The organism is Pseudoalteromonas sp. S408, assembly GCF_005886645.1.
In the GTDB taxonomy this organism is placed as follows: Bacteria; Pseudomonadota; Gammaproteobacteria; order Enterobacterales; family Alteromonadaceae; genus Pseudoalteromonas.
In genome coordinates, this window is the sequence record NZ_PNDY01000014.1 from 46,866 (window position 1) to 71,091 (window position 24,226).

At 41.1% G+C, this 24,226-nt stretch carries 15 protein-coding genes; 2 read left to right on the forward strand and 13 right to left on the reverse strand.

Annotated features, from left to right (window positions below; all coding sequences use genetic code 11):
* Nucleotides 1-9 precede the first annotated feature (9 nt).
* From CWB62_RS12915 to CWB62_RS12935, 5 genes are all read right to left on the reverse strand, one after another.
* Nucleotides 10-2,700 carry a nitrate reductase gene (locus CWB62_RS12915; RefSeq protein ID WP_138528488.1) on the reverse strand — a complete coding sequence of 897 codons (2,691 nt, stop codon included), beginning with the start codon at nucleotides 2,698-2,700 and terminating at the stop codon, nucleotides 10-12.
* Between the two features lie 21 nt (nucleotides 2,701-2,721).
* Nucleotides 2,722-4,248: an FAD-dependent oxidoreductase gene (locus CWB62_RS12920; protein WP_138528486.1), complete on the reverse strand. Its 1,527-nt coding sequence runs from the start codon at nucleotides 4,246-4,248 to the stop codon at nucleotides 2,722-2,724.
* A 241-nt stretch (nucleotides 4,249-4,489) separates the two neighbouring features.
* Nucleotides 4,490-5,683 (reverse strand): alginate export family protein, encoded by a 1,194-nt coding sequence (locus tag CWB62_RS12925; protein WP_138528484.1) that lies wholly within the window; start codon nucleotides 5,681-5,683, stop codon nucleotides 4,490-4,492.
* A gap of 9 nt (nucleotides 5,684-5,692) precedes the next feature.
* Nucleotides 5,693-7,432, reverse strand: a complete 1,740-nt coding sequence (locus tag CWB62_RS12930; protein ID WP_138528482.1) for a bifunctional protein-serine/threonine kinase/phosphatase — start codon at nucleotides 7,430-7,432, stop codon at nucleotides 5,693-5,695.
* Nucleotides 7,433-7,441: 9 nt separating this feature from the next.
* The gene (locus CWB62_RS12935) at nucleotides 7,442-8,911 is read right to left on the reverse strand and encodes a NarK family nitrate/nitrite MFS transporter (RefSeq protein ID WP_138528480.1); all 1,470 of its coding nucleotides are present in this window, start codon (nucleotides 8,909-8,911) and stop codon (nucleotides 7,442-7,444) included.
* A 288-nt stretch (nucleotides 8,912-9,199) separates the two neighbouring features.
* Between CWB62_RS12935 and CWB62_RS12940 the strand changes: the two genes are divergently transcribed.
* Nucleotides 9,200-9,958, forward strand: a complete 759-nt coding sequence (locus CWB62_RS12940) for a HesA/MoeB/ThiF family protein (RefSeq protein WP_138528477.1) — start codon at nucleotides 9,200-9,202, stop codon at nucleotides 9,956-9,958.
* 17 nt (nucleotides 9,959-9,975) lie between these two features.
* Here the strand turns inward: CWB62_RS12940 and CWB62_RS12945 are convergent, their stop codons facing one another.
* The 3 genes from CWB62_RS12945 to modA are packed head-to-tail and all read right to left on the reverse strand — an operon-like array spanning nucleotide 9,976 to nucleotide 12,422.
* Nucleotides 9,976-11,004: an ATP-binding cassette domain-containing protein gene (locus tag CWB62_RS12945; RefSeq protein ID WP_138528475.1), complete on the reverse strand. Its 1,029-nt coding sequence runs from the start codon at nucleotides 11,002-11,004 to the stop codon at nucleotides 9,976-9,978.
* A 1-nt stretch (nucleotide 11,005) separates the two neighbouring features.
* A complete protein-coding gene (modB, locus tag CWB62_RS12950) occupies nucleotides 11,006-11,683 on the reverse strand; it encodes a molybdate ABC transporter permease subunit (protein WP_058405461.1) in 678 nt (225 codons plus the stop codon).
* Entirely contained in the window at nucleotides 11,670-12,422 is a 753-nt protein-coding gene (gene modA, locus CWB62_RS12955) for a molybdate ABC transporter substrate-binding protein (RefSeq protein WP_138528473.1), read from the reverse strand. The genes modB and modA overlap by 14 nt, the downstream gene beginning before the upstream one ends.
* A 42-nt stretch (nucleotides 12,423-12,464) precedes the next feature.
* Between modA and moeA the strand changes: the two genes are divergently transcribed.
* On the forward strand, nucleotides 12,465-13,679 hold the full coding sequence (gene moeA, locus CWB62_RS12960; protein ID WP_138528471.1) for a molybdopterin molybdotransferase MoeA: 1,215 nt from the start codon (nucleotides 12,465-12,467) through the stop codon (nucleotides 13,677-13,679).
* Nucleotides 13,680-13,764: 85 nt separating this feature from the next.
* Here moeA and CWB62_RS12965 read toward each other — a convergent pair whose 3' ends face one another.
* From CWB62_RS12965 to acnD, 5 genes are all read right to left on the reverse strand, one after another.
* On the reverse strand, nucleotides 13,765-15,648 hold the full coding sequence (locus CWB62_RS12965) for a hypothetical protein (protein ID WP_138528469.1): 1,884 nt from the start codon (nucleotides 15,646-15,648) through the stop codon (nucleotides 13,765-13,767).
* Nucleotides 15,649-15,657: 9 nt separating this feature from the next.
* The gene (locus CWB62_RS12970) at nucleotides 15,658-16,749 is read right to left on the reverse strand and encodes a hypothetical protein (RefSeq protein ID WP_138528467.1); all 1,092 of its coding nucleotides are present in this window, start codon (nucleotides 16,747-16,749) and stop codon (nucleotides 15,658-15,660) included.
* A 64-nt stretch (nucleotides 16,750-16,813) separates the two neighbouring features.
* Nucleotides 16,814-19,867: a hypothetical protein gene (locus CWB62_RS12975; RefSeq protein WP_138528465.1), complete on the reverse strand. Its 3,054-nt coding sequence runs from the start codon at nucleotides 19,865-19,867 to the stop codon at nucleotides 16,814-16,816.
* Between the two features lie 568 nt (nucleotides 19,868-20,435).
* Complete coding sequence (gene prpF, locus CWB62_RS12980; protein WP_138528463.1) at nucleotides 20,436-21,602, reverse strand: 2-methylaconitate cis-trans isomerase PrpF; 1,167 nt, start codon at nucleotides 21,600-21,602, stop codon at nucleotides 20,436-20,438.
* 15 nt (nucleotides 21,603-21,617) lie between these two features.
* On the reverse strand, nucleotides 21,618-24,224 hold the full coding sequence (gene acnD / locus CWB62_RS12985; protein WP_138528461.1) for a Fe/S-dependent 2-methylisocitrate dehydratase AcnD: 2,607 nt from the start codon (nucleotides 24,222-24,224) through the stop codon (nucleotides 21,618-21,620).
* Nucleotides 24,225-24,226: the final 2 nt, after the last annotated feature.

Sequence of the window (24,226 nt, forward strand, 5' to 3'; positions counted from 1 at the left end):
AATAGCACTTTAAATGACAACCGCAACATCAATACTGTTAGCGTTTTTTGTACCATGTTGCTTTATTAATTGGCTTAACTGCGTTTTACACGAACCACAGTTAGTGCCGCATTTTAATTTAGACCCCAATTGATCCACTGTATTTGCACCACTTTTAATGGCATTTATAATGGGCTGCTCACGTACTTTAAAGCAACTACATACTTGTGCGCCTTGAGTAAACTCTTCATCGGGCATGGCGTACAGCAATGACTGTAATTGACTAAAGGTTATTAAAGGCTCTGCAAATAAATGATTTATCCACTCAAGTGATATGTCTTTTTGAGCAGGTGAAATTACCGCAACAAACACTAACTGCTCGTTTTGAATACATTGAATATGCATTGCTTTTGCACTGCCCATTGCCGACCACTGCCCTTGTAACCCTGTAAGGGTTTGGCAATAATAAAGTAAGTCATTTTGTGTTTCATTAAGTGCTAACTGGTAGTTAACACAATTACTTGCGTTAACTTTAAGCCAAAAATCACTGGTTATTTTAAGCTCTGTTTTGCTAAAAATTTGCATGTACTGAGCAAACTGCGCTTTAACTAAATCAACGGCACCATGTTTGCATTCAGCTTGACCCGAAATAGGGTCAACAACCGATTGATAAAGCCCACTTACCGTAGCGGATGAGGCAAATTGCTTGTTCCAGTGAATAGGCATAAAACACTCACCTTTACGCACGGCATCCGTTACTTTTGCATGAGCTGTAACCTGCCCAGTTTTAGCATTGGCCGTTATTAAATCGTTTGGCTTTATGTTTAATCTGCTGGCGTCAATGGGGTTAATTTCAATATATGGGCGGGTTATATGAGTAGAAAGCGCTGTACTTTTTCCGGTGCGGCTCATTGTATGCCATTGGTCGCGTATTCGCCCTGAGTTCATTACAAAAGGGTAATCGCTTGATGTTTGCTGCACAGGAAGTTTGGGCGTTATAGGTATAAAGCGGGCTTTTTTATCTGCTGTGCTAAATTGTTTATTAGCAAAAACCTGCCCGTTTTTATATGGCTCATTTTTTAGTACCGGCCACATAACGGGTTTTAAGTTATCGTATTGCTGCTGCGAAAGCCCTACTAAAGCTGATAAATTTAATAGCCTATCACCATTATTTTCAAAATCAGTAAGTTGCGCCCATTCTTCAAAAATGCCACTTGGGTCTGTAAAATCAAATCCTTCAAAGCCCATTTTTTTGGCAACTAAGCACATTATTTGCCAATCGTTTTTAGCTCCTGAGAAAGGCTCAACTAGTGGGCGTTGCCTTGATATTCTGCGTTCTGAGTTAGTCACTGTGCCGTTTTTTTCTCCCCATCCGGTTGATGGAAACGCCACATTAGCAAATTTTAGCGTATCACTTTTGGCAATACAGTCAGACACAACCACCAGCTCACATCGCTCAAGTGCATTTTGTATTGCTGCGTTATTAGGTAGGCTCACCATAGGGTTGGTTGCCATTACCCAAATAGCTTTTATTTTTCCTTTGGCGATTTCATTAAACATATCAATAGCATTACACCCTGCTTTTTTAGCTATTGTTGGTGATTGCCAAAAACGCTGCACTAACTGTTGATGCGCTTCGTTTTCAATGTCTAAATGTGCTGCTAATTGATTTGCTAAGCCACCTACTTCACGCCCCCCCATTGCATTAGGTTGCCCAGTTATTGAAAACGGGCCACAGCCAGGTTTTAACAATTTACCCGACGCTAAATGTGCATTTATAATGGCATTACACTTATCAACCCCTGAGCTTGATTGGTTAATACCCATTGAATAAAAACTAATGGCGGTTGGACTTTTTGCAAATAAGGCGTAAAAGTCACTGACTAGCTGCTCGTCGATATCACAAAAGTCACTTACCGCTTTTACACTCCACTTTTTCGCCTGGGCAAGCGCTGTTTCAAAGCCATTTGTATGCTCGTTAATAAATTGCGTATCTAAATAGTTATGTTCACTTAAATAATTTAGTAGGCCGTTATAAAGTGCCCCGTCGCTGCCTGGTTTTATATTTAAAAAGGTATCGGCAAGCTCAGCTGTATCGGTTTTTCGCGGGTCGATAACCACTACTTTCATGTTTGGATTAAGCTTTTTTGCGCGCTCCATACGCTGATATAGTACCGGATGAGTCCAAGCTGCATTCGAGCCAATTAAAATAAGTAGCTCAGTTTGCTCTAAATCTTCGTAGGTGCATGGCACTACGTCCTCACCAAACGCACGTTTATAACCAGCCACCGCAGATGACATACACAGCCTTGAGTTTGTATCTATATTGCCTGAGCCTATATAGCCTTTCATTAATTTATTGGCAACGTAGTAATCTTCGGTGAGTAACTGCCCCGATACATAAAACGCAACCGATTCCGGCCCATGCTCTTTAATAATGGCGTTAAATCTATTAGCAACATATTTTGTTGTAGCATCCCAGCTGGCAGGTTCGTTATCAATAAGGGGCGATGTTAAGCGATTATCACTGCCGGTGGTGTCAAGCAAATGCGTGCCTTTTACACACAGACGGCCAAAATTAGCGGGTTGCTCGCGCGTGCCTTCAAGTTTTGTTGGGGTATTATTTAATAATGAAATATCAACCCCGCACCCTACACCACAATAAGCGCAAGTGGTTTGTTTAAGCAAAGGCGTGTTTGAACAAGTGTTTAAAGTTTCCATACTGCTCTCATATTGTTAGCGTTAAGCGCTCTGTGATACAGGTTCATCTACAGGGATAAGGGTGGCAATTTTATTATTAAGTGCACGACTAATAACGCTTTGCACTAATTTTTCACAGCCTCCACAGCCAGTACTTGCTTTAGTGACTTGCTGCACATCACTTAAATCGCTACAACCTTGCATAACAGCGTGTTCAATGGTGTGTTTTGTAACCTTGTGGCACGCACAAATAATGGCATCACTTGGTAAATCATCAGCGCTTAGCTCACCGGTTTCTCCTGCAAGCGGCATTATCAAAGACTCTGCGGGTACACTAAGCTCTATACTATTTAAGTGATACTGCAATAAGTTATCGTATTCGCTGGTATCGCCAACAAGTACAGCACCTATAAGTTTGTTGCCTTGCTCATTAGTGACTACTTTTTTGTAAATACCGTTTGGCTGATCTTCAAAGTAATAACTAATTGCCCCTTCACTGCGTGCAAGGGCATCACCAATTGAACCCACTTCAACACCCATTAATTTAAGCTTGGTGCTCATATCGGCGCCGCTAAACTCATCAGTATTGATTGAATTGTTGTTTAAAGGTGTGTCTGAAGCTGTACTTGAAGAAAGGTGCTTTAAAACATGCTCTGCCGCTACTTTTGCCATAGCGTAGCCCGGTGCTACAAGGCCAAAAATAAAGTTATTCCAAAGGGCGCATTCGCCTATTGCGTATATGTTTTTATCACTCGTTTGGCAATGGTTGTTTATTACAATGCCGCCGCGCTCACCTAATTCTAAATTAAACTCGCGAGCTAAATTATCGTATGGGCGAATACCGGCTGAAAATACAATCATGTCGGTTTCTAGGGTTTGCCCCCCCTTAAAGCACATTTTATAACGGCTGTTTTCACCTTCAATAATTTGCTCTGTAGCCACAGAGGTATGCACTGTAACGCCGAGCTCGGTAATTTTATTTTTTAGTAACCGCCCACCAGCACCATCTATTTGTACGCCCATAAGTTGTGGCGCAAATTCTATTACATGGGTTTGCAAACCAAGCTGCTTTAACGCGTTGGCAGCTTCTAGCCCTAATAAACCGCCACCAATAACCACGCCGACTTTACTACCTTGTGCTGATTTATTTATAGCGTGTAAATCGTTAATGGTTCTGTAAACTAGGCAATGCTCACGATCTTTACCTGGAATGGGTGGCACAAATGCAAATGAGCCTGTTGCCAGTATTAGCTTGTCGTACGCAAATGATTCGCCTTTTGAGGTAGTCACCGTTTTTGCATCACGGTTTATATCAACCACTTTAGAATGAGTATGAAAACTCACTTGCCAATCTTGATAGGTTTTACTACAGGTAAGTGCTAAATCGTCTTCGGTTTTGCCTTTAAAAAATGACGAGAGCTGAACGCGGTCATAAGCGAGGCGGTCTTCACCACTGAGTACTGTAATATCAACATTTTTGCTATCACCTTGTTTCGATACTAGCTGCTGTACAAAATGATGCCCCACCATTCCGTTTCCTACGACGACAACACGCTGCTTACTTGGCATTAAAATCACCTGTTTGATTTAAAGTACTCAATGCATAAACGAGTACTTTAAACGTATAATTTGTTATGTAGTTGTTATAGCAATATGCAAGCCAGATATATAAACATTATATTTCAGTAAGTTATCCAACTTGGTGCAGTGAAAAAGAAGTGATAGCACCACAAGTTGGCGCTATTGCACCAACTTGTAACGCTTTAAATTACGAGGATTAAACTGTGTCTAAATACCTGTGTCTAAGTACTTAAAATTTAGCGCTTACCCACACCCATAGTTTTTGGGTATCGACTTTGCCTGCCGCGCTATCGCCTGCTGAATAATCGGCATATTTAGCGCCTACGGCATAGGTTTTATTAATAGGCTTAACGTATTGCACATTGAGCTCTGAGCCTAAATCATCAACCCCATTGACGCTGTCGCTTGCATCAAAGTTGTGATAAGCCACTAACCATTTACCGTCAAAGGCTTTACCATGTAAGCTAACGTAAGTGTCATCAAGCCCTTGTGTTGGTGTTGCTAAAAACGTATCTGCCCAACCATTAAACTTATGCATTGTGGCAAGCGGCGTAGCAAAACCATAATCGCCATTATCAGAACCCAGTGATTCAACACCGGCTTTTAATGTTACGGTTTCAATGCCTAAACCGTCTAAATCAATACCGCCTTCAAAGGCATAATAACCAGCGTCAAAATCACTCGTGCTCGTTGATGCAGATTGCGTGGCGTACTCTGCTTTGTAGTAAAATTTAATGTCGCTGAGCGTTTTATTACCATTAAAAGAAATACCGTAGGTATCTAGGCTGTCATCATCTACTGCGTCGTTACTTAATAGGTAACTGTATAAAACTACCTTACCTACGCTTGTTTTATAACTTGCATTAATTAGGTGATCTGATGAATCAATATCTTTGCTATCAGCAAATATACGGTTGCGCTTGCTTATGTAGCTATAGTGCAAGTTAATGTCGTTAAACGTGTAATTTACTGTTGCAGCATCAAAGGTCTGTCTATCTTGCCTAAAACCAACGTGGCCTACAAAACGCTGCCCATCAAGTGCTATTACTTGCCTACCCACTTTAATTGATAAAGCATCTTTTGCGTATTTTATAAAGCCCTGATCTACTTCTGTGGTTTCTGGGTCGGCTATTACTGAGTAATTAGTATTTTTACCCAATGTATTGTTGTAATCGTCTACCCCTAACAGGCTTCGGCTGTCTTCAACTTCAATAAGTGCTGAAAAACCATTCACTTCATCTGTTTTATGAGTAAGGCGTGTACGTAGCGTTAAGCTACTTGCATCTTTTAACGCGTTATCTTGATCTGCGCTTTCAAAACGCAGTCTAAAGTTAAGATCGGTTTGCGCCGCTTGGCTTATTGAAGGCGCAGTTAAGCTACCCAGTATAAAAATAATAGGTAAGTTTTTTTTATGATTTAACATGTTTATCTCTTAATTTTTAATTATGAGTACACACACCAAGGCTATAAATAAACACAACGAAATACTTTTCCAGACAAAAAGCGGATCGCGTTTCATTATTGAGTCTTTCGGGGCGGTACTTTTTAAATGTGGATTAGGTTTATTGATATCACTTATAAATTCAGAAAATGCGTGGTATCTGAATTCGGGTTTGGGAGCCAATGCTTTCATTAAAGCCTGATCTAACCAAAACGGGATATCTGCTCTGTGTTTACGAATACTTGTGTATTGCCAGTGACTGTAATCTTTTGGTACATGATTATGCGCAAGTGGCTGATACGGCAATTTTGAACATAATAATTCATACGCAACAACGCCTAGCGAAAATAAATCGCTTTTAAAATCGGCGTGCATAGTAATAAGCGTCTCTGGTGCGGTGTAATCTACCGTCCCTTGCGGGCAATCATCAGCAATTTGCTTTACCGACTCATCCATTGCCGCAACACTTACCGTGCCGTAATCGATTAATGTTACTTTGCCGTGGGCGTCTATCATCACGTTATCGAGTTTTAAATCGCGATGCACCATATCCAAACGCTGAAACGCTCTAAGTGCTTGCACTATTTGTTCAATAATACTGCGCACTTGGGTAATTTCTGGATGCGGCACATCATGCTTCCAATCACTCAGTGTTTGCCCGTCCATGTATTCGCAAATATGATATAAAAATCGGCTTTGCGATTGCGTATTTAAAACTTTCATTACATTGGGGTGATTAATACGTTGCCCTACCCAGCCTTCTCTTATAAAGCCTTGAAGGTAGTGCACATCGTCTTCAAAATTTACCGAAGGCGCTTTTAATACTACTGGCGGCGTATCGGGTGTTTGTTGCACTAAATAAATGTGCGAGCGGCTACTAGCGTGTAATTCACGGATAACAGTAAAGTCATCAATTTTTTGGCCAACCTTTAACGGTGGCGGAATTTTTCGCCTAGTTAAAGAGTGATATAACTCGTCTAAGTTTTGTTTTGCAATACTATTCACTTTTACAAGTAAGCAGCTTACGTTGTCGTCACTGCCTCTTGTTATGGCAAGCTCTGTCACTGCTTTTGCTGCGTACTCTAAATTAGTATGCTCATCAATTAGCTTTTGTATATCACTGTATGGCAACACATCGTGTACACCATCGCAGGTAAGTATATAAATATCATCAGCTTTAAGTTCAACTTCGTATACATCAATTTCTTGATGAAGTTGTGCACCTAAAGCTCGCGTTAGGGTATCGTTTACTTTATGGTCGCGTGTTATCGCCTCCATACTTTTTGCACGTAAACGCGTAATTCGGGTATCACCTAAATGAAAAATATAACCCGTAGCCGATTTTAAAATAAGCGCTGTAAACGTGGTCATCCAATCTGCTTGGCGCTGGCCAAGGTGATTATAGTTAACCGATTGCGAATACAGCCACTGATTTAAACTGGCCAATACCTTAGATACCGACTTTTTAACGGCCCAACTTGGCGGTGTATTTAAATACTCATTTATAAAGTGCGTTACCGATAACTGTGACGCCTGTTTAGCATTTTTTGCTGATGAACACCCATCGGCCAAGCAGGCAATAACCCCTTTTGACTCTTTTTCTTGCGCTTGAGTATTAAGAGCAGCAAACGCATCTTGGTTTTCGGTTTTTATACCTTTGCTACTGTGCCCACCAAACTCAACGTTAAGTTCGTTTGTAAGTGCGCTGGCTTTTTGGGTTTCATCAAACATAAATATGCCTTAAGTCACAGAAATAAGTTCAACGGTGCCATCTTCGTTTACTTCTGTGATATGGCCATCGGGTTCTTTCATAAACAACAAAGCACCTAAACCTAACAATGCGCTTGCAGCGATAATCATAAAGAAGGTTTGGTAATCAACTAATGAAAGCGCCGTTAAATATACAACAGCCCCTACATTACCGTACGCACCCGTCATACCTGCAATTTGACCCGTTAAACGGCGTTTAATTAGTGGCACAGCGGCAAATACAGCCCCTTCCCCTGCTTGCACAAAGAACGAACATGCCATGGCAGCTGCAACTGCAAGCCAAAGCGGCCAGCTAGCATCAACTAAACCCATAACAAAATAACCTACAGCTAAGCCCGTGGTTAGCACAATCAGTGTTTTACGACGACCCATTCTATCTGAAATCCAACCACCACCAGGGCGAGAGGCTAAATTCATAAATGCATAGGCTGATGCAAGTAAACCTGCGTACACCATATCAAGGCCAAACACCTCACTAAAAAATAATGGCAACATAGATACAACGGCAAGCTCTGAGCCAAATGTTGTAAAATAAAGAATATTTAAAACTGCCACTTGTTTAAATTCGTAACGGTGTGATTCTGGAACAGGTTGCTTAAAAATATGGCCGTTTATGTCGTACGTTTTATAAACTTCGTAAAGATAAAGCAGCACCAAAAATACATATGTACCAATAACAAAATTTTCTGAAAGTAAGTTTGCGCCAGTAGGCGATAATTTCCAAGTAAGTAGTGCTAAAGCACCGTACATAGGTAGCTTCATTATAAGAAGTAGTACAAAGTCGCCTTTACTCGTTACTTCCATTGCTCCTACTTTTTTAGGCTTAAAGTACGTGCCACCTTTTGGCGTGTCAGTTACGTTTACGTACCATATAACACCAAAAATGACGCTTAATACACCGGTTAGGCCTATCGCATAACGCCAGCCATCGTCACCGCCAAACATAAGCGCTAATACAGGCAATACCATAGCAGCAGCTGCCGAACCAAAGTTACCCCAGCCACCGTAAATACCTTCGGCTGTACCCAACTCATTTGCCGGGAACCACTCACTCACCATGCGAATACCAACAACAAAACCCGCACCAATAAAGCCAAGTGCAAAACGCGCGATAGCGGCTTGCTCAAACGTAGTGGCCAATGCAAACATAAAACACGGAATACTACATAAAATGAGTAAAGCCGCATAAACAATACGCGGCCCAAATTTATCGGTAAGCATACCCACCACAACACGCGCAGGAATGGTTAGTGCCACATTTAAAATAAGCAGCGTTTTTACTTGTGCCATAGTAATACCTAACGAACCCGCTATAGCGCCTAATAATGGCGCATGGTTAAACCAGACAAAAAATGAGATAAAAAACACCATCCAGCTTAAATGCAGTATTTTCATTTTTCCGCTAAACGATATGAGATTAAACCCAGTACTCGGTTGCATGTTATTTTTCCTTAGTTACGTTTGTAGTTATTTATAGCAGTTACTACTTTATTATTAATTACACTGCTGCATTTGTTAATTTCACGTTAACCATACTGAGCAATTAGTGAGCCAATAATTTATTTTATTAAAAATCATTGACTTATGTTTTCCCTAATTCGTTATAATTTTCATTTGCACTGTTAAGGTAATCAATGTGAGCACCAACAGTGCAATTACTTTTAACCCCGTTCTTGCCCACATATTCTAAAAATTGCTATTGTGTATAAAAATAATGAGAAGCCGCTAATGACTAAACCAGCCCTGACTTATCAACAACAACTGCGCTACTCGCGTCATATAATGCTGCCTAAATTAGATATAGATGGGCAAGAAAAAATATGGCAGTCTCATGCGCTCATAGTAGGCTTAGGTGGTTTAGGCTGCCCGGTTGCACAGTACTTAGCAGCATCAGGAGTAGGAACCTTAACGCTTGTAGATAACGATGTAGTCGATGCGACTAACTTGCAAAGGCAGGTACTTTATAAACAAACAGACGTAGGGTGCTTAAAAACACACGCAGCCAAAGCACAGTTAGCGAGTCTAAATGATGAAATAGATATACATACAATTGATGTATTTTTAGATGAGCAGTCAACGCTTGACGAGTTATTAAGTAATATTGATATAGTAATCGATTGCTCTGATAACTTGCTTACACGTAATTTACTCAATAACGCCTGTTATAAAACAAAAACACCGCTAGTTTCAGGCTCTGCAATTAGAATGGAAGGCCAAGTTGCCTGTTTTACCATGCAGGAAAATAGCCATTGTTACGCGTGCTTATCGCAGTTTATGTCTGATCAAACACAAAGCTGCTCAGAGTCAGGCGTGCTATCACCCATTGTAGGATTAATTGGCAGTATTCAAGCCACAGAGGCACTAAAAATGCTTGCGGGTTTACCAAGCGGCTTGAGTGAACACTTATTACTGGTGGATGGGCTCAGCATGGAGTTTAACCGCTTTAAAATCCCTAAAAATAGCCAGTGCCCCACATGTAGTCTATAACTCGGGTTTTGATTATTTTACTCCAAGTTATGAATAGCGGCGTAAAGTGTATCGCCTAATTTGTAGCTACTTTGCTCCCATAGCCTTTTAGAGTGCAAACAATACAAGGTTTGCCCATCAATATTTAACGCAAGTTGCCAAGAGCCGTTAATAAGTTCTGCATTAACAAGCACCCCCACTAAAACATTACTGTTATTTACATTTACTGGCCTATCGGCACTGACAGATATTTGCTCACACTCTAATATCAGTTTACTTCCTTGCTCCACAGCGCTGGGTAATGCAAATAGCTGCTGTTCGCTTTTGTGCAGTTTAAGCTGATACACGCCGTATTTTTCGTCAAATTTAATTATTTGAAAGTTAATTAGGCTCAGTGGTGTTTGTTTATTATTAGCGTAAATAGCTTTAGCCACCAGCGCACTTGGGCCGTGATTAATTACCTTACCATTATTAAGTTGCACAAGGGTATCGCAACAAAACAACAGCTCCTTTAAAGAGTGGCTCACGAGTATAAATTTAATATTATATTCTGCAGCAAGCTCACTAATTGTTGAGAGTGTTTTAAAGCGCAGTGGCCAGTCAAGAGCGCTAAATGGTTCATCTAAAATAATAAATTTTTGCCCTGCTAATAATGTGCGTGCAAACACAACACGTTGGCGCTCCCCGCCCGACAAACTGTGTACATCGCGCTTTAATAACGGTTGTAATTCAAGCGCCTCTATTACTTTTTGCTCGGTTAAATCAGTTTGCCTATTAGTACAATGTTTTTGTGTAAACGCTAAATTACCTGCCACATCTAAATGCGGAAATAATGGGCAAGACTGAACCTGTAGTGTTACCCCGCGTAGCTCAGTCGGTAAGTGATCCACTTGCTGATGATTTATATAAACACTCTGCTCGTCCTCAAGCCCACTAATACAGCGCAGCAATGTCGACTTTCCTGAACCTGATGGGCCAAAAACCCCAGCTATAGAAAACGATTCAAGGTGAAGCTTTATATCTAAATCAAAATTATTAAGTGCTTTAAATAGGGTTAATTTAATCATATTATTGTTTAACCCCCACTATGCTTTTATTAAATTTAAATAACAGCACTAAACAGGCAAACGAAATAGCGAGTAAAATAAGCGAAAGCTGATGCGCAGCTGCATAGTTTAACGATTCCACATGGTCGTACAAAGCAATAGAAACCACTTGAGTTTCTCCTTGTATGTTGCCACCAATCATAAGTACTAAGCCAAACTCACCCAATGTATGCGCAAAACCCAATGCAAACGCACTACCTATACTGGGTTTTAATAACGGCAAAATTAAATAAACAAAGCGTTTAAAGTGGCTTAACCCCAGTGCTATTGCAGCTTCATTATAGGTTTGATTAATTTGCTTAAACCCTGCAACTAAGGGCTGCATTACAAAAGGAAGAGAATAAAAAAGCGAACCAATAACCACCCCCTGAAAACTAAACGCCAGCTGCGTGCCTGTTAGCCAAAACCAAAATTGCCCAACTGCATGCGTAGGTGAAAATAAAACAAGTAAGTAAAAACCAAGCAAGGTCGGTGGCAACACTAACGGCATTGCAATAAGCGCTTCTAAAAACGGTTTAAATTTACCTTTGTATCCCGCTAGTTTGTATGCAACAGGAATACAAAAAGCGAGTAATAATATAGCGGTTATAAAGGCTAGTTTAATTGTTAACCACAGTGCAGTTAAATCACTTTGAAGCATTGCTATCCTTTGTTCTATACCCTAATTCAACAAGCTTTTTCTGTGTGTTGCTGGTCATTAAAAAATCCATAAGCTTTTGAGCGCTCACTATTTTTTTACTCGTTTTAATAATCACCCCCTGTTGAATAATTTCGGGATACTCGCTAGGCGGTATTAACTTATACGACAAATATTGAGGATCTTGACTGGTATTAAACGCCATTTTTAATGTAGAAACAGCCACTATCCCTACAGATGCATTACCACTTTGAACAAACTGAAAGGCTTGCGTAATGTTATTCCCATATACATAACTTATTGGCTTTTTAAAATTGGCATTAGCGTAAAACTCAGACGCTTGCCCATAAGGTGAAAAACGCGGGTTAGCTATAGCTACTTTTTCGTTTAGTTTATTAGCATTGGGCTGCCATACAGCAAGTTCACCGAGCGCATAAGTAACTAATGTACTTTCACTAGCAAATCCCTCTTTGATTAATGCTTGAGGGCGCACATTGTCAGCCGATAAAAACACATCAAACGGCGCACCATGCACAATTTGAGAATATAAAACCCCACTCGATGCTGCTGATATTTTTACTTGTATACCTGGTATTGGGGAGTCTTGTAGCAAGGTTTGTAGCACAGTTTTAAAATTACTTGCCACCGCAACATGTATTGTTTCTTTTGCGTTTAACGTACTTGAAAACACGCAAACACCCAACAAAAAATAACCCAGCCATGTATTGTAAAGCTTTGACATTGTAAGTATTGTTTTAAAAAATGATTTAAGTAAGCAATATATATGAACGATGTTTGCAATGCACCCGGTTTATTACCTATAGAAACCGCAATCAGTAATATGTTGGACGCAATTAGCTTCAATAAACTCACCGAAACAATACCTTTAATGAGTAGCGTTGGCCGCATTTTAGCTACAGATGTTAAATCAACAATTAATGTGCCCGCACATGATAACTCGGCGATGGATGGTTATGCACTGTGTATCAGCGACGGCCTTACCACCTACAAACAAGTAGGCAGTGTATTTGCTGGGCAAACTTTCGACAAAACGCTTAATCCTGGCCAATGCGTAAGAATTATGACCGGTGCAGCACTGCCAACAGGTGCTAACGCCGTTGTTATGCAAGAAAACGCCACAGTTAATGACGATGAAATTACTTTCTCAGGCACTATTGAGCTCAATAACAATGTCCGTTTTGCTGGTGAAGATATAGCAGTAAACAGTGTCGTATTAAAAGCAGGCAGAAAGCTCAAAGGTGTAGATGTAGGGTTACTAGCCTCTATTGGCATAAATAAAGTAAACGTTTACGAAACACTCAAAGTAGCCGTGTTCTCAACTGGTGACGAACTAATAGAGCCGGGTAATACCTTACCTGCAGGCGCTATTTTTGAAAGTAACCGGGCTGTTATTATTAGCGAACTTAATAATCCCAATATAGAAGTTATTGATTTTGGTATTATTGCTGATGACAAAACCTTGATTCAAAATACCTTTTTAAAAGCGAACGAGCTAGCCGATGCCGTTATTAGCTCAGGCGGTGTATCGGTTGGTGAAGCCGACTTCACAAAAGAGGTATTAAACGACATTGGCGATATTCACTTTTGGAAAATAGCCATGAAACCAGGCAAACCCTTTGCCTTTGGTAAATTGCCTAACAGCTACTTTTTTGGTTTACCTGGCAATCCAGTTTCTGCCGCTGTGACGCTTGAGCGACTTGTAAAACCAGCATTGACTAAACTATCAGGCAATGAACATAAAACCACGCTACGTTTAAAAGCAGTCACAACTCAGCAAATTAAAAAGCGCCCTGGCCGCACAGATTTTCAACGTGGTATTGCAAGTAACGATGAAAACAATAACCTTGTTGTTACACCAGTTGAAAAGCAAGGCTCAGGAGTACTGTCGTCACTCAGTAAAGCAAATTGCTTAATTGTAGTCCCTGCACAAAGTGGCAACATTGCACAAGGCGAAACCGTTGAAATAGAACTGCTGTAATACCAGCGAGCAATAATACAAAAAGCCCAACTAGGTGTTCACCTTGTTGGGCTTTTTAATATTAGTTTATAAAACTAAAGGGGGTTTAAAACAACGATTCAAAATCACCATTTGGAAATAAAACACCCGGAATACCACGAACAGCGGTAACCTCAGCAATTTTTGTATCACCAAAGTATAAGCCGCCACTGTAATTACGACCCGCTTGTTTTACATCTAACCAGCGACCGTACTCACCTTTAGCAACTAAGCTAATATTGCCATTAACATCGCGAATACGAAGATCTAACGCTTGCCCTTGAGCACTCACATATATATCTGTTGATGTTAGCTCTGTTAAATTATCTACAGCACCCACATAAGCAAATTTAAAATCGTTGGCAGCACTTAGCGGAAAATCTAATTCAAAGGTAAATGCTAAATCATCATTTTCTTCACCAATAAAGGGGGACGATTCAATTGCAGTAATATGAAACGCGGTATTTTGAATATCACTTTCATAATCACCTTGAAAATTAAAAGACGATAACGTGTTAGACACCTCTGCAAATGAGTCTACAAAACGATTTAAATTTAACGACAAATCCCCAGCCAACTTACCATTAGCCTTATTAATAACAACATCTGTAGTAAGCTGAGCAATACCTGTATCAGCGTCTGGGTTTGTTTCGTTTACCACCTCAATACCATCAAACTGAATCAGTAACTCGCTAACATCAACACTCAGTATCGTTGCACCATTGGTTACCGTAGCACTCATTACCCCCTCAATTTTATTACCTAACACACCACTTACTCTAAAAGTAGGAATAGATAAGTCTATGCTAATGGGTAGGTCATCGTAGGTACCCGTTATTGCCCAAGTATAAGGCGATTTACTGTAATCAATGTCTAAATCTCTAAGCGAATATTGCCCAGCAGGCACTGAGTCATCAGCCAGCGGAGAATAATTTGTTATTACCTCGTTGAGCGCATTAATAAGTGCAGTCAGTGTTGCTTGGGTATCTTCATCAAACGCGCCCTCAAGTTCAGCAAACTTAGCATCGATTTCTTCTGAATAGCTTTTTTCTTGAAGCCTTGCCACACCAATAATGTTTCTAACATCAACAAGCAGCTCTTTTGACTCTAAGCTTTGTGCTTCGCTTACACGTGGCTCCCACTGCTGATAAGTAGTAACACTCGCAATTGTCTGGTTTACTTGGCCTGCAACGTTAGGTAATAAGCCATTTCCCTGTTCATTAAACAGATTATCAGGAATGTATTGAGCAGCTAATTGGCTGTAATCTTGCCATGCTTGCTGTTCAGTATCATTACTAGAAAAAGCATTAAATGCCGCATCTACATTAAATGTACTATCAGCTACGCCTGCAATAATAGCGGCATACGTAAATGCATTTGTGACCATTTCAGCTTCAACACTTGCTGTAAGGTTACTGTGCGTTAAATGATAAAACGGCGTGGCCGATAAACTAGCCTTTGCTGCACTTAAGCCGGCATCAGTGATAGCTGTACTTAATGGAGAAAAATACACCGCGTTCACACCAGGGGCAATAAACGCATCGGCCTTATAATTTAATGTAACAGCCGTCGGTTCTTGAAAATCAACTAAGCGGTTGCCGTTTAAATCATTAGGGTCGTCACGCACGGTTCTGCCACAACCGGTAAATCGCGGACATGGGAGCGACGTGTTGTCAGGTATAAATTCAAAACGGCTATAAGCGAGTGGTGTCACAGTAACACTAAAGGTATTAATATTATCAACGTCAATTGATTCTTGAATAACACCTTCACTATTTAAAATATTAAGCGTACCCTGTGGCGACTGCCAATTAGCTACAAAAAAACGTGCTGTTGAATTAGTTGTAATTTGAGTTAAAGCCACGTTTTCATTGTTATCAGTACTCGAAGATGATCCACCACAACCCGCTAATGCTACTGCAACCCCTAAAGGTATAATTTGTTTTAACATCTTCATTCCTTAAAACTTAATGTTCATGTACCAATTTATATTTGCATAATACGCTTTATCCAAATCTAAACTATCGGTTTGCAAATTAAGACCAAAATACTTGCTTTCAATCCCCACTAAGTAAGCTTTACTTTTAGTTTCGTAGCCAGCCTGTACTTTCCAATGGTCCCAAAAGTGAACTCGCCCTTTTAACTGGCTAAATGTATCTTGATCGTAGCGTTTAAGAGTTAATTGAGTAGAAAATCGATCATTAATTCTGTAATCAGCAAACGCTTGCATGCGCATTTTCATATCAAAATCGTGAGATTGCGTATTACCAAATGACGACGTTTTTAACGATACCGTTGGCTGAGTTATTATGTCGCCATTGTCGTTTTGGCTAAATGGGATCTCAGTGGTTTGGCCGTTTACAAAACCACTGTCTTCGTAATCTGTTTTATAAAGTAAGTCTTTAACGCTAAAGCCTACATGTAATTCATCATTTACTTGCCAATCAGCAAATATATCTAGGCTGTAACCTAGCCCTTCAGGGTTTTCAGAGGGAGTAAACTTTTTAAATAAAATATCTTTTGAATAGTTATAATCAACAGATATATCGCCTTCTACTTCATCACTGTAAATACGTCCATCAACTATCCCATCTTGAAAATGCGTACTCGCAAACACAGACAATTTTGGGGTAATGGTTAATGCATTTTTGTCTAAAAATTTAAAATCGTAAGACACAAAAACACCGTTAGACGTTGCCTGTTTGGCGTCTAAAAAGTAAGTGTAATATCTATCTTCAAAAGCAAGATCATTTTTTTCGGTGTGCGTATATTTTGCCGTATCAGGGTCAAAGTTTAATACGTAGTCAAAGCGACTTTGCAGTCCAACTTTAAAATTACCGTATCCTACACCTACTTCAAATATATTGTACGTAAATGCACTGTCACCCGATGTTAGCGGCGCATCAAAGTCATCAACAAATGCCTGAACTGGTTGCGCTTCGGTATAAATTTCTGCGTCAAAATGAGTAAAAACTTGAAACTGATTATTAGCGGATGCAAGTGGAGAAAGTAGAGCTGATGAAAATCCTAGCAAAAGAATTTTTTTTTTCATAATTTAATCGCTTTCAATAAAAAAAGGGAAAAGCACACTGCTTTTCCCTTTAATAGTTTAAAAATTACTTGCTTGAGTCAATTAAATCAACATCAGTGTAATCCATTGTTACACCATCAATGTAAGTGATTGAAAGCCCATTAGTAACTTTAGTAGCAGTACCAAACGACATCATCATGCCTTCGTACATCGCTTTAACGTCGCCAGTGTAACCTGTAGACTCAGCACCCATAAGAGATAATGTGTAACCCATTGCTGCGTCACCTTTAACCATTACATCTAACATGCTTTGATCTTCATCGCCGCTTGCGTCAACCGTACCCATAACTTTAAAGTCTAGGTCGCCCGACATACCTTCAAGAGTAACAGTACCCATGTCAGTCGCGTCATCAGCAGTTACATTTAACATACCAGTAAACCCAGAATCACCGTCCATAATTGTAACGTGGTTCCAAGTTTCAGTATTAACGATTTCAGCGTCATCTACTGTGTCAGCATCTACTTCGCCGTCAAATGTAAATATTAAACAAGAATCAATTTGAGTCTCGTCAATATTACCAGCTGCAAAGTCAACACAATCTGCAAGTGCATTAGTTTGCGTGTCTGCAGTCATTAGCTCAACCGTAGCGTCACCACCAACTAGCGTAGCGCCCCAAGCAACAACTAACTGCTCACCTTGGTAAGATGCAGCAGCGCTGATCATTTCACCTGTGGTTGCATTGTTAAGCATAAGCGTTAGGTCGTCTAAGCTGTAAGCATAAGTCCAGTTGGGTTGACGAGTAGACGTACCCTCACCAGAGTTGCCCATATCAGCAAGTTCGTTAATTACGTCAGCTAATACATCTGCTGCATCAAGAACCGCTTCACCACCAGTGCTTGTAAGTACAGTCATTGTACTTAGTGACTCTGATGTTGCTTTAACAGATACAAGTACTTCAAACTTAGCAACTGCATCTTGCGCTGTTAATTGTAAAGCATACGCTGTAGCAAACTGCTCTGATGCAAGCTCTGCTTTAGCAGCCGCTGTAACAGCCATAGCCTCTGCAGCGTCAATTAAGTCTTGTGCATCTGCGCTGTCAGCATCTAAAGCTAAGTAAGCTTCTGCAGCAGCTAATGCTTGTGCAATAGCAACTTCTAATGCGTCAACACTTGCAGCAAAGTCAGAAGCCGCAACAATTGCAGCGTCTGCAAGTACTAGCGCCTCAGCTGCATTTTCAGCGTTGTCTACCATTGCATCTTCAGCAGAAGATAGTGCTGTTGTTGACGCTGTTTCAGCAGTCATTGCAGCTGTTTCAACCGCTAGCGCTAATTCATTTGTTTCTGTAGCAAGAGCAGCTGCTGCTGCAACTTCTGCATCAAAATCAACAAGTGCTTGCGCTGCAGCAGCTACAAGTACTTCAAGTTCTGTATTAAATGTAGCAACTTTTTCAATTTCAGCAGAAGAACCGACAACTAACGCGTCTGCATCATCTAAAATCTGTTGGTAATCAGTGTTATTAGCCACAAGTAAAGTAGCTACAGACACTAAACCTTGAGACTGTACAAATAATGCATCTGATTCACCGGCTAAATCAGCCACTTCAGCTTCATTTGTAAGTAACTCAACCGCATTTGCAAACGCAACGGCTGTGTCTGCGTCAACTACAGTGTCACCACCTAGTGCTTGTACTGCAACTAAATCAGCCTGCGCAGCAGTAACTGATGCCTGAATTGACACTAGCTCAGCTTCTGCAACAGTAACGGCAGCAGTTGTTTTAGCTGCAAGTTGCATGTAAAAGCCATCGCCCACTGTACAATCGTCAGTACAACCAATTTTCTCAAGTGCTTTTTTAGATTTTTCAGCGGCCTTTGCTAAACCGGCATCACTCGCTGCACCATTTTTAACAGCTTTATCTTTAGCAGCTTTTGCCTTTTTAGCAATACCTGTAGATTGCGCAGCAAACGCCGCTTTTTCAGCGTCAGTCGCATCTGGGTTGTTTACAGCAAATGCAGCTGCTAGTGCAGCTTCAATATCGCTTTCTTCACCTGTAGCAATTGCAAAGAAAATATTAGCTGTATTTGTAGCAGCTTGTTGTAATGCAGTGGCTAGTGCAGCTATCTCTGCATCGTCACTACCTGTTACTTTACCTGCTTTAATACCAGCAATAAGTTTTGTCATGTTGCCGTTAATGTCAGAAAGGCCCTGAATAGATGAAGCAACTTGAGTTAACGATAAAATACCATCGTCTAGCATTTCTTCACCGTCAACGTCAGTTAAATCAACTGCACCGCCGTTAGAAACATCACCTAGCAAAGAAGCTAGTAAAAGTGCTGTATCTGGGCCTAAAACTTGAACAAGCACATCAACACTTGAATTAGCAATACCAGCAGCATCAACACCTTCACCTGCATCAATTAAAAGTTGTGAAACAAGCGTTGTTAAGAAAGTCGCATTTGCTCTAAGTGAACGCGCTACGTTTGCGTCGCCTAAAGCACCACTTGCGCCAGATGCATCAGCTTCTACCGCTGGAATAAATTTAACAACAGAAAGCTCTAGGTCTGTTTTGTACCACTCGCCAAACTCAATCGCTGTATCGCCATCGTTAACATCGTCTTCTGCTGCTGGTGCTTCGTCGTAAGTACCACAACCTAGGTAAGCATCACAACGTAGGTAGCTATCGTCACCTTCAGCTGATGTTTTAACTGTGATGTATACAGGACCTGAAAAGTCATTTTCTAAGTAAACGCTGTAACGACCACTTTCGTTTGTTAAAACGGCTTCTGGGTTTGCTGCTAAAATGCTTGCAGCAACTGCTGCATCTGCAGCTTCTTGAGTTGACTCTTCAGCAGAGAATGTTTCAGCTTCAGCTGAGGCTGCTAAACGAAATGGTACTGCTACCATTTCACCTGTTGCATCTAATGTTGAAACGCTAACCACCGCGTTCATCATCGCACCTTTAACCGCTTTACCTGTAACTTCTACGTTAAATAAAGCCGTGTCTTCTGAACTAAAAGACTCCGCCGGTGGTGGTGGTGCAACATAGTTATTGCCATCGTTGTCAGAACCACACGCAGTTAAGCCGAGTGTAAGTGCAACTGATGCCGCTATTGGTGTAAATTTGATCATACGCTTCGCCATTTATTTCTCCTTGATAGCTATGAAATAAGTATCTGAAAAAGTTTGGTTAAACTTGGGTAAGCTTATTCACCGTTTACAAAAAATGTAAACAAGCACAATAATCTAACCTTTGTTACTAGAACTTTAAAAGTACCATTAAGCTATGAGTTGTTGCTACATATTTATACATATAAAATGATGTAATTTTAGTTTAACGCCATGTTTTAATTTTTATAGGCCTTAATTAAATTCAATAACCTAGGTTAGAGCCACAAAAAACCAACATGTTGGTTTATAATATATCGTGTTTGTTGATTGATTATTACATTAAATTTAGTTTGTTAAATTTTTTCTTCAAGTATTTGCGACAGAACATTAAAAATAAATGTAGACTGGAAGGAAATCAACCCTAAAGCATTTAGCTTTAATGAAAAAGCAACCCTTTAGAACTAACCAAGCTAATCCCTTGTTTATTATTTATTTTAAAATCCTGCTTAATTGTTACTGCATTATTAATACTGTTAAATTAACCCTAACTGACTATAAGGGTCAGTTGATTTTTAAAAGTGAATAATGCAGCAAAAAATGATTAAAAAGGAACCCTTACAAGCCCTTCCATTAATACTCTGGCGCTTCGGCTCATACTCGCTTTGGTAACTTGCCAGTCGCCATTACTGTTTTTAGCCTCGGCGCCTACTTTTAACGTGCCCGAAGGATGACCAAAGTTCACCTCACTCAATGCGCCGCCACCTGCAGCTAAATTAACTAACGTACCTTCTATAGCCGCTGCGGTGCCAATAGCAACAGCGGCTGTTCCCATCATGGCATGGTGTAATTTACCCATCGACATAGCACGTACTAATAAATTAATACTGCCCGCATCTATGTGTTTACCGCTTGATGCAATATACGCAACGGGCTTGGCAACAAACGCCACTTTAGGAGTGTGCTGGCGTGCTTGTGCCTCATTTATATTAGTAATTAAGCCCATTTTAACAGCGCCATAAGCACGTATTGTTTCAAGCTTTTTAAGCGCAGCGTCATCATTGTTAATGTCGTCTTGAAGCTCAGTGCCGGTATAACCAATATCTTCAGCATTAATAAAAATAGTTGGAATACCCGCATTAATCATCGTCGCCTTTAGTGTGCCAACATCTGGTACCTCTAAATCGTCAACAACATTACCTGTAGGAAATAAAGCCCCATCCCCATCAGCAGGGTCTACAAACTCAAGCTTTACCTCAGCCGCTGGGAACGTAACACCGTCAAGCTCAAAGTCCCCTGTTTCTTGCACTTCGCCATTAGTCATTGGTACATGCACTAAAATGCTTTTTTTAATATTAGCCTGCCACACACGCACAATAGCAATGCCATTTTCGGGCAAGCGGTTTTTATCAACTAAGCCATTACTAATAGCAAACGCACCCACTGCCGAAGTTAAGTTACCGCAGTTACCGCTCCAATCAACAAAGGCTTTATCAATAGCGACTTGCCCAAACAAGTAATCTACATCGTGATTGGCTTGCTCACTTTTACTTAAAATGACCGTTTTACTGGTGCTTGATGTAGCACCACCCATGCCATCGGTTTGTTTTCCGTAAGGGTCGGGGCTACCAATAACACGAAGTAATAAGTTATCCCGCGCCTCACCTGCCACTTGGGCAGGCTTTGGCAAATCGGTTAAATTAAAAAACACACCTTTACTCGTACCGCCACGCATATAGGTTGCCGGCACTTTTATTTGTGGTTTAAACATTTTAAAAAATCCTTATTACGCGTTTGTCGCTTCTAAAAAGTCTTGAGCAAAACGCTGTAATACACCACCAGCAGCATAAATAGAAAGCTCTTCTTGCGTATCTAATCGGCATTTCATTACTGTAGTAACCACCTCACCATTTTTACGAGTGATCACCAGCTCTAAAGTTGCGCCCGGTGCTGGAGTACCTTTTACATCGTAACTTTCACTACCATCTAGGTTTAATGTTTTACGCGTAGTGCCTGGTGCAAATTCGAGCGGTAAAACACCCATTCCAATTAAATTAGTGCGGTGAATACGTTCAAAACCTTCAGCAGCTATCACTTCAACACCTGCAAGCCTAACGCCTTTTGCAGCCCAATCGCGCGACGAGCCTTGCCCGTAATCGGCACCGGCCACAATAATAAGCGGTTGCTTGCGCTCCATGTAGGTTTCAATTGCTTCCCACATGCGCGTGTTTTTACCCTCAGGCTCTATGCGTGCGAACGAGCCTTGCTTAACCTCGCCGTTTTCATCAAGTACCATTTCGTTAAGTAATTTAGGGTTTGCAAACGTGGCACGCTGCGCCGTTAAATGGTCGCCGCGGTGCGTTGCGTATGAGTTAAAATCTTCCTCTGGCACATTCATTTTAGTCAGGTATTCACCTGCAGCACTGCTTGCCATAATCGCGTTAGAAGGCGATAAATGATCGGTTGTAATATTGTCACCCAATACCGCTAATGCACGCATACCACTCATGGTGCGCTCACCTGCAAGTGCGCCTTCCCAATAAGGTGGGCGGCGAATATAGGTACTTTGCGCTCGCCAATCATAAAGTGGGTCGTTGTCTTCACCGTAATCTACGGTTAAGTCAAACATCGGCTCGTACACTTTTTTAAATTGCTCGGGTTTAACGCTTTGCTGAATAACCGCATCAATTTCTTCATCGGTTGGCCATAAATCTTTAAGGGTTACATCATTACCGTGTTGGTCTTGCCCTAAAATATCTTTTTCAATATCAAAACGAATCGTGCCCGCAATAGCGTAAGCCACAACCAAAGGCGGTGATGCTAAAAAGGCTTGTTTTGCATAAGGATGAATACGCCCGTCAAAGTTACGGTTACCCGAAAGCACAGCCGTTGTGTATAAATCGCGATCTATTACTTCTTTTTGAATAACAGGGTCAAGTGCCCCACTCATGCCATTACAAGTCGTACACGCAAAGCCAACAATACCAAAACCAAGTTGTTCAAGCTCTGGTAATAGGTTTGCATCTTCGAGGTACGATTGCACGGCTTTAGAGCCCGGCGCTAACGACGTTTTAACCCACGGTTTGCGCATTAAGCCTTTGGCATTTGCGTTGCGCGCTAACAAACCTGCCGCAATTACATTGCGCGGGTTACTGGTATTGGTACAACTGGTAATTGCCGCAATAATACACGCGCCGTCTGGCATTAGGCCTTCTTCGTTTTCAACAACACCCGAAATACCTTCTTTCGCTAAATCGCTAGTTGAAACACGACGATGTGGGTTAGAAGGCCCCGCAATATTGCGACCAACACTCGATAAATCAAAAGTCAAAACACGCTCGTATTTTGCTGTTTTTAAGCTATCGCTCCAAAGGCCTGCTGTTTTAGCGTAGTTTTCAACAAGGGCTATTTGCTCTTCATCGCGCCCTGTTAAACGTAAATAGTCTATTGTTTTATCGTCGATATAAAACATGGCCGCAGTTGCACCAAATTCGGGTGTCATGTTCGAAATGGTCGCTCTGTCGCCAAGCGTTAGCGCATCAGCGCCTTCGCCATAAAACTCTAAATAGGTAGATACCACACGCTGCTCGCGTAAAAACTCAGTAATCGCTAACACAATATCGGTAGCGGTGATCCCCGGCTGGCGAGTACCCGTTAGCTCTACACCCACAATATCAGGTAAACGAATATACGATGCACGGCCAAGCATAACGCTTTCAGCTTCAAGCCCGCCTACACCTACAGCAATAACACCTAACGCATCAACATGCGGGGTGTGGCTGTCGGTACCTACCAAAGTATCGGGGAATGCAATACCATCGCGGTTTTGAATAACGGGCGACATTTTTTCAAGGTTAATTTGATGCATAATGCCGTTACCAGGCGGGATCACATCAATATTTTTAAAGGCCGTTTTAGTCCAATTAATGAAGTGAAAACGGTCGTCGTTGCGGCGGTCTTCTATTGCACGGTTTTTTTCAAATGCGTCAGGATCAAAACCCGCATGTTCAACCGCTAACGAATGGTCAACAATTAACTGCGTTGGTACCACAGGGTTAACCTTAGACGGATCGCCCCCTTTTGCTGCAATAGCATCGCGCAAGCCTGCTAAATCAACAAGGGCTGTTTGGCCTAAAATATCGTGGCACACCACACGTGCCGGATACCACGGAAAATCTAAATCTTGTTTGCGCTCAATTATTTGGCTAAGTGCATCGGTTAACATAGCAGGGTCGCAGCGGCGTACTAAGTTTTCGGCAAATACACGCGAGCTGTAAGGAAGAGTAGCATAAGCACCGGGTTTAATAGCATCAACAGCGGCATGAGTATCGTAGTAATCTACGTTTGAGCCCGCAAGCGGTTTGCGGTACTGAGTATTGTTAATTATGGTCATAA

Coding starts and splice junctions, on each gene's coding strand:
- CWB62_RS12935 (WP_138528480.1), bottom strand. CDS start 8,911: ATGCAACCGAGTACTGGGTTTAATCTCATATCGTTTAGCGGAAAAATG.
- CWB62_RS12920 (WP_138528486.1), bottom strand. CDS start 4,248: ATGCCAAGTAAGCAGCGTGTTGTCGTCGTAGGAAACGGAATGGTGGGG.
- CWB62_RS12940 (WP_138528477.1), top strand. CDS start 9,200: ATGACTAAACCAGCCCTGACTTATCAACAACAACTGCGCTACTCGCGT.
- prpF (WP_138528463.1), bottom strand. CDS start 21,602: ATGTTTAAACCACAAATAAAAGTGCCGGCAACCTATATGCGTGGCGGT.
- CWB62_RS12925 (WP_138528484.1), bottom strand. CDS start 5,683: ATGTTAAATCATAAAAAAAACTTACCTATTATTTTTATACTGGGTAGC.
- acnD (WP_138528461.1), bottom strand. CDS start 24,224: ATGACCATAATTAACAATACTCAGTACCGCAAACCGCTTGCGGGCTCA.
- moeA (WP_138528471.1), top strand. CDS start 12,465: ATGAACGATGTTTGCAATGCACCCGGTTTATTACCTATAGAAACCGCA.
- modB (WP_058405461.1), bottom strand. CDS start 11,683: ATGCTTCAAAGTGATTTAACTGCACTGTGGTTAACAATTAAACTAGCC.
- CWB62_RS12975 (WP_138528465.1), bottom strand. CDS start 19,867: ATGGCGAAGCGTATGATCAAATTTACACCAATAGCGGCATCAGTTGCA.
- modA (WP_138528473.1), bottom strand. CDS start 12,422: ATGTCAAAGCTTTACAATACATGGCTGGGTTATTTTTTGTTGGGTGTT.
- CWB62_RS12965 (WP_138528469.1), bottom strand. CDS start 15,648: ATGTTAAAACAAATTATACCTTTAGGGGTTGCAGTAGCATTAGCGGGT.
- CWB62_RS12970 (WP_138528467.1), bottom strand. CDS start 16,749: ATGAAAAAAAAAATTCTTTTGCTAGGATTTTCATCAGCTCTACTTTCT.
- CWB62_RS12915 (WP_138528488.1), bottom strand. CDS start 2,700: ATGGAAACTTTAAACACTTGTTCAAACACGCCTTTGCTTAAACAAACC.
- CWB62_RS12945 (WP_138528475.1), bottom strand. CDS start 11,004: ATGATTAAATTAACCCTATTTAAAGCACTTAATAATTTTGATTTAGAT.
- CWB62_RS12930 (WP_138528482.1), bottom strand. CDS start 7,432: ATGTTTGATGAAACCCAAAAAGCCAGCGCACTTACAAACGAACTTAAC.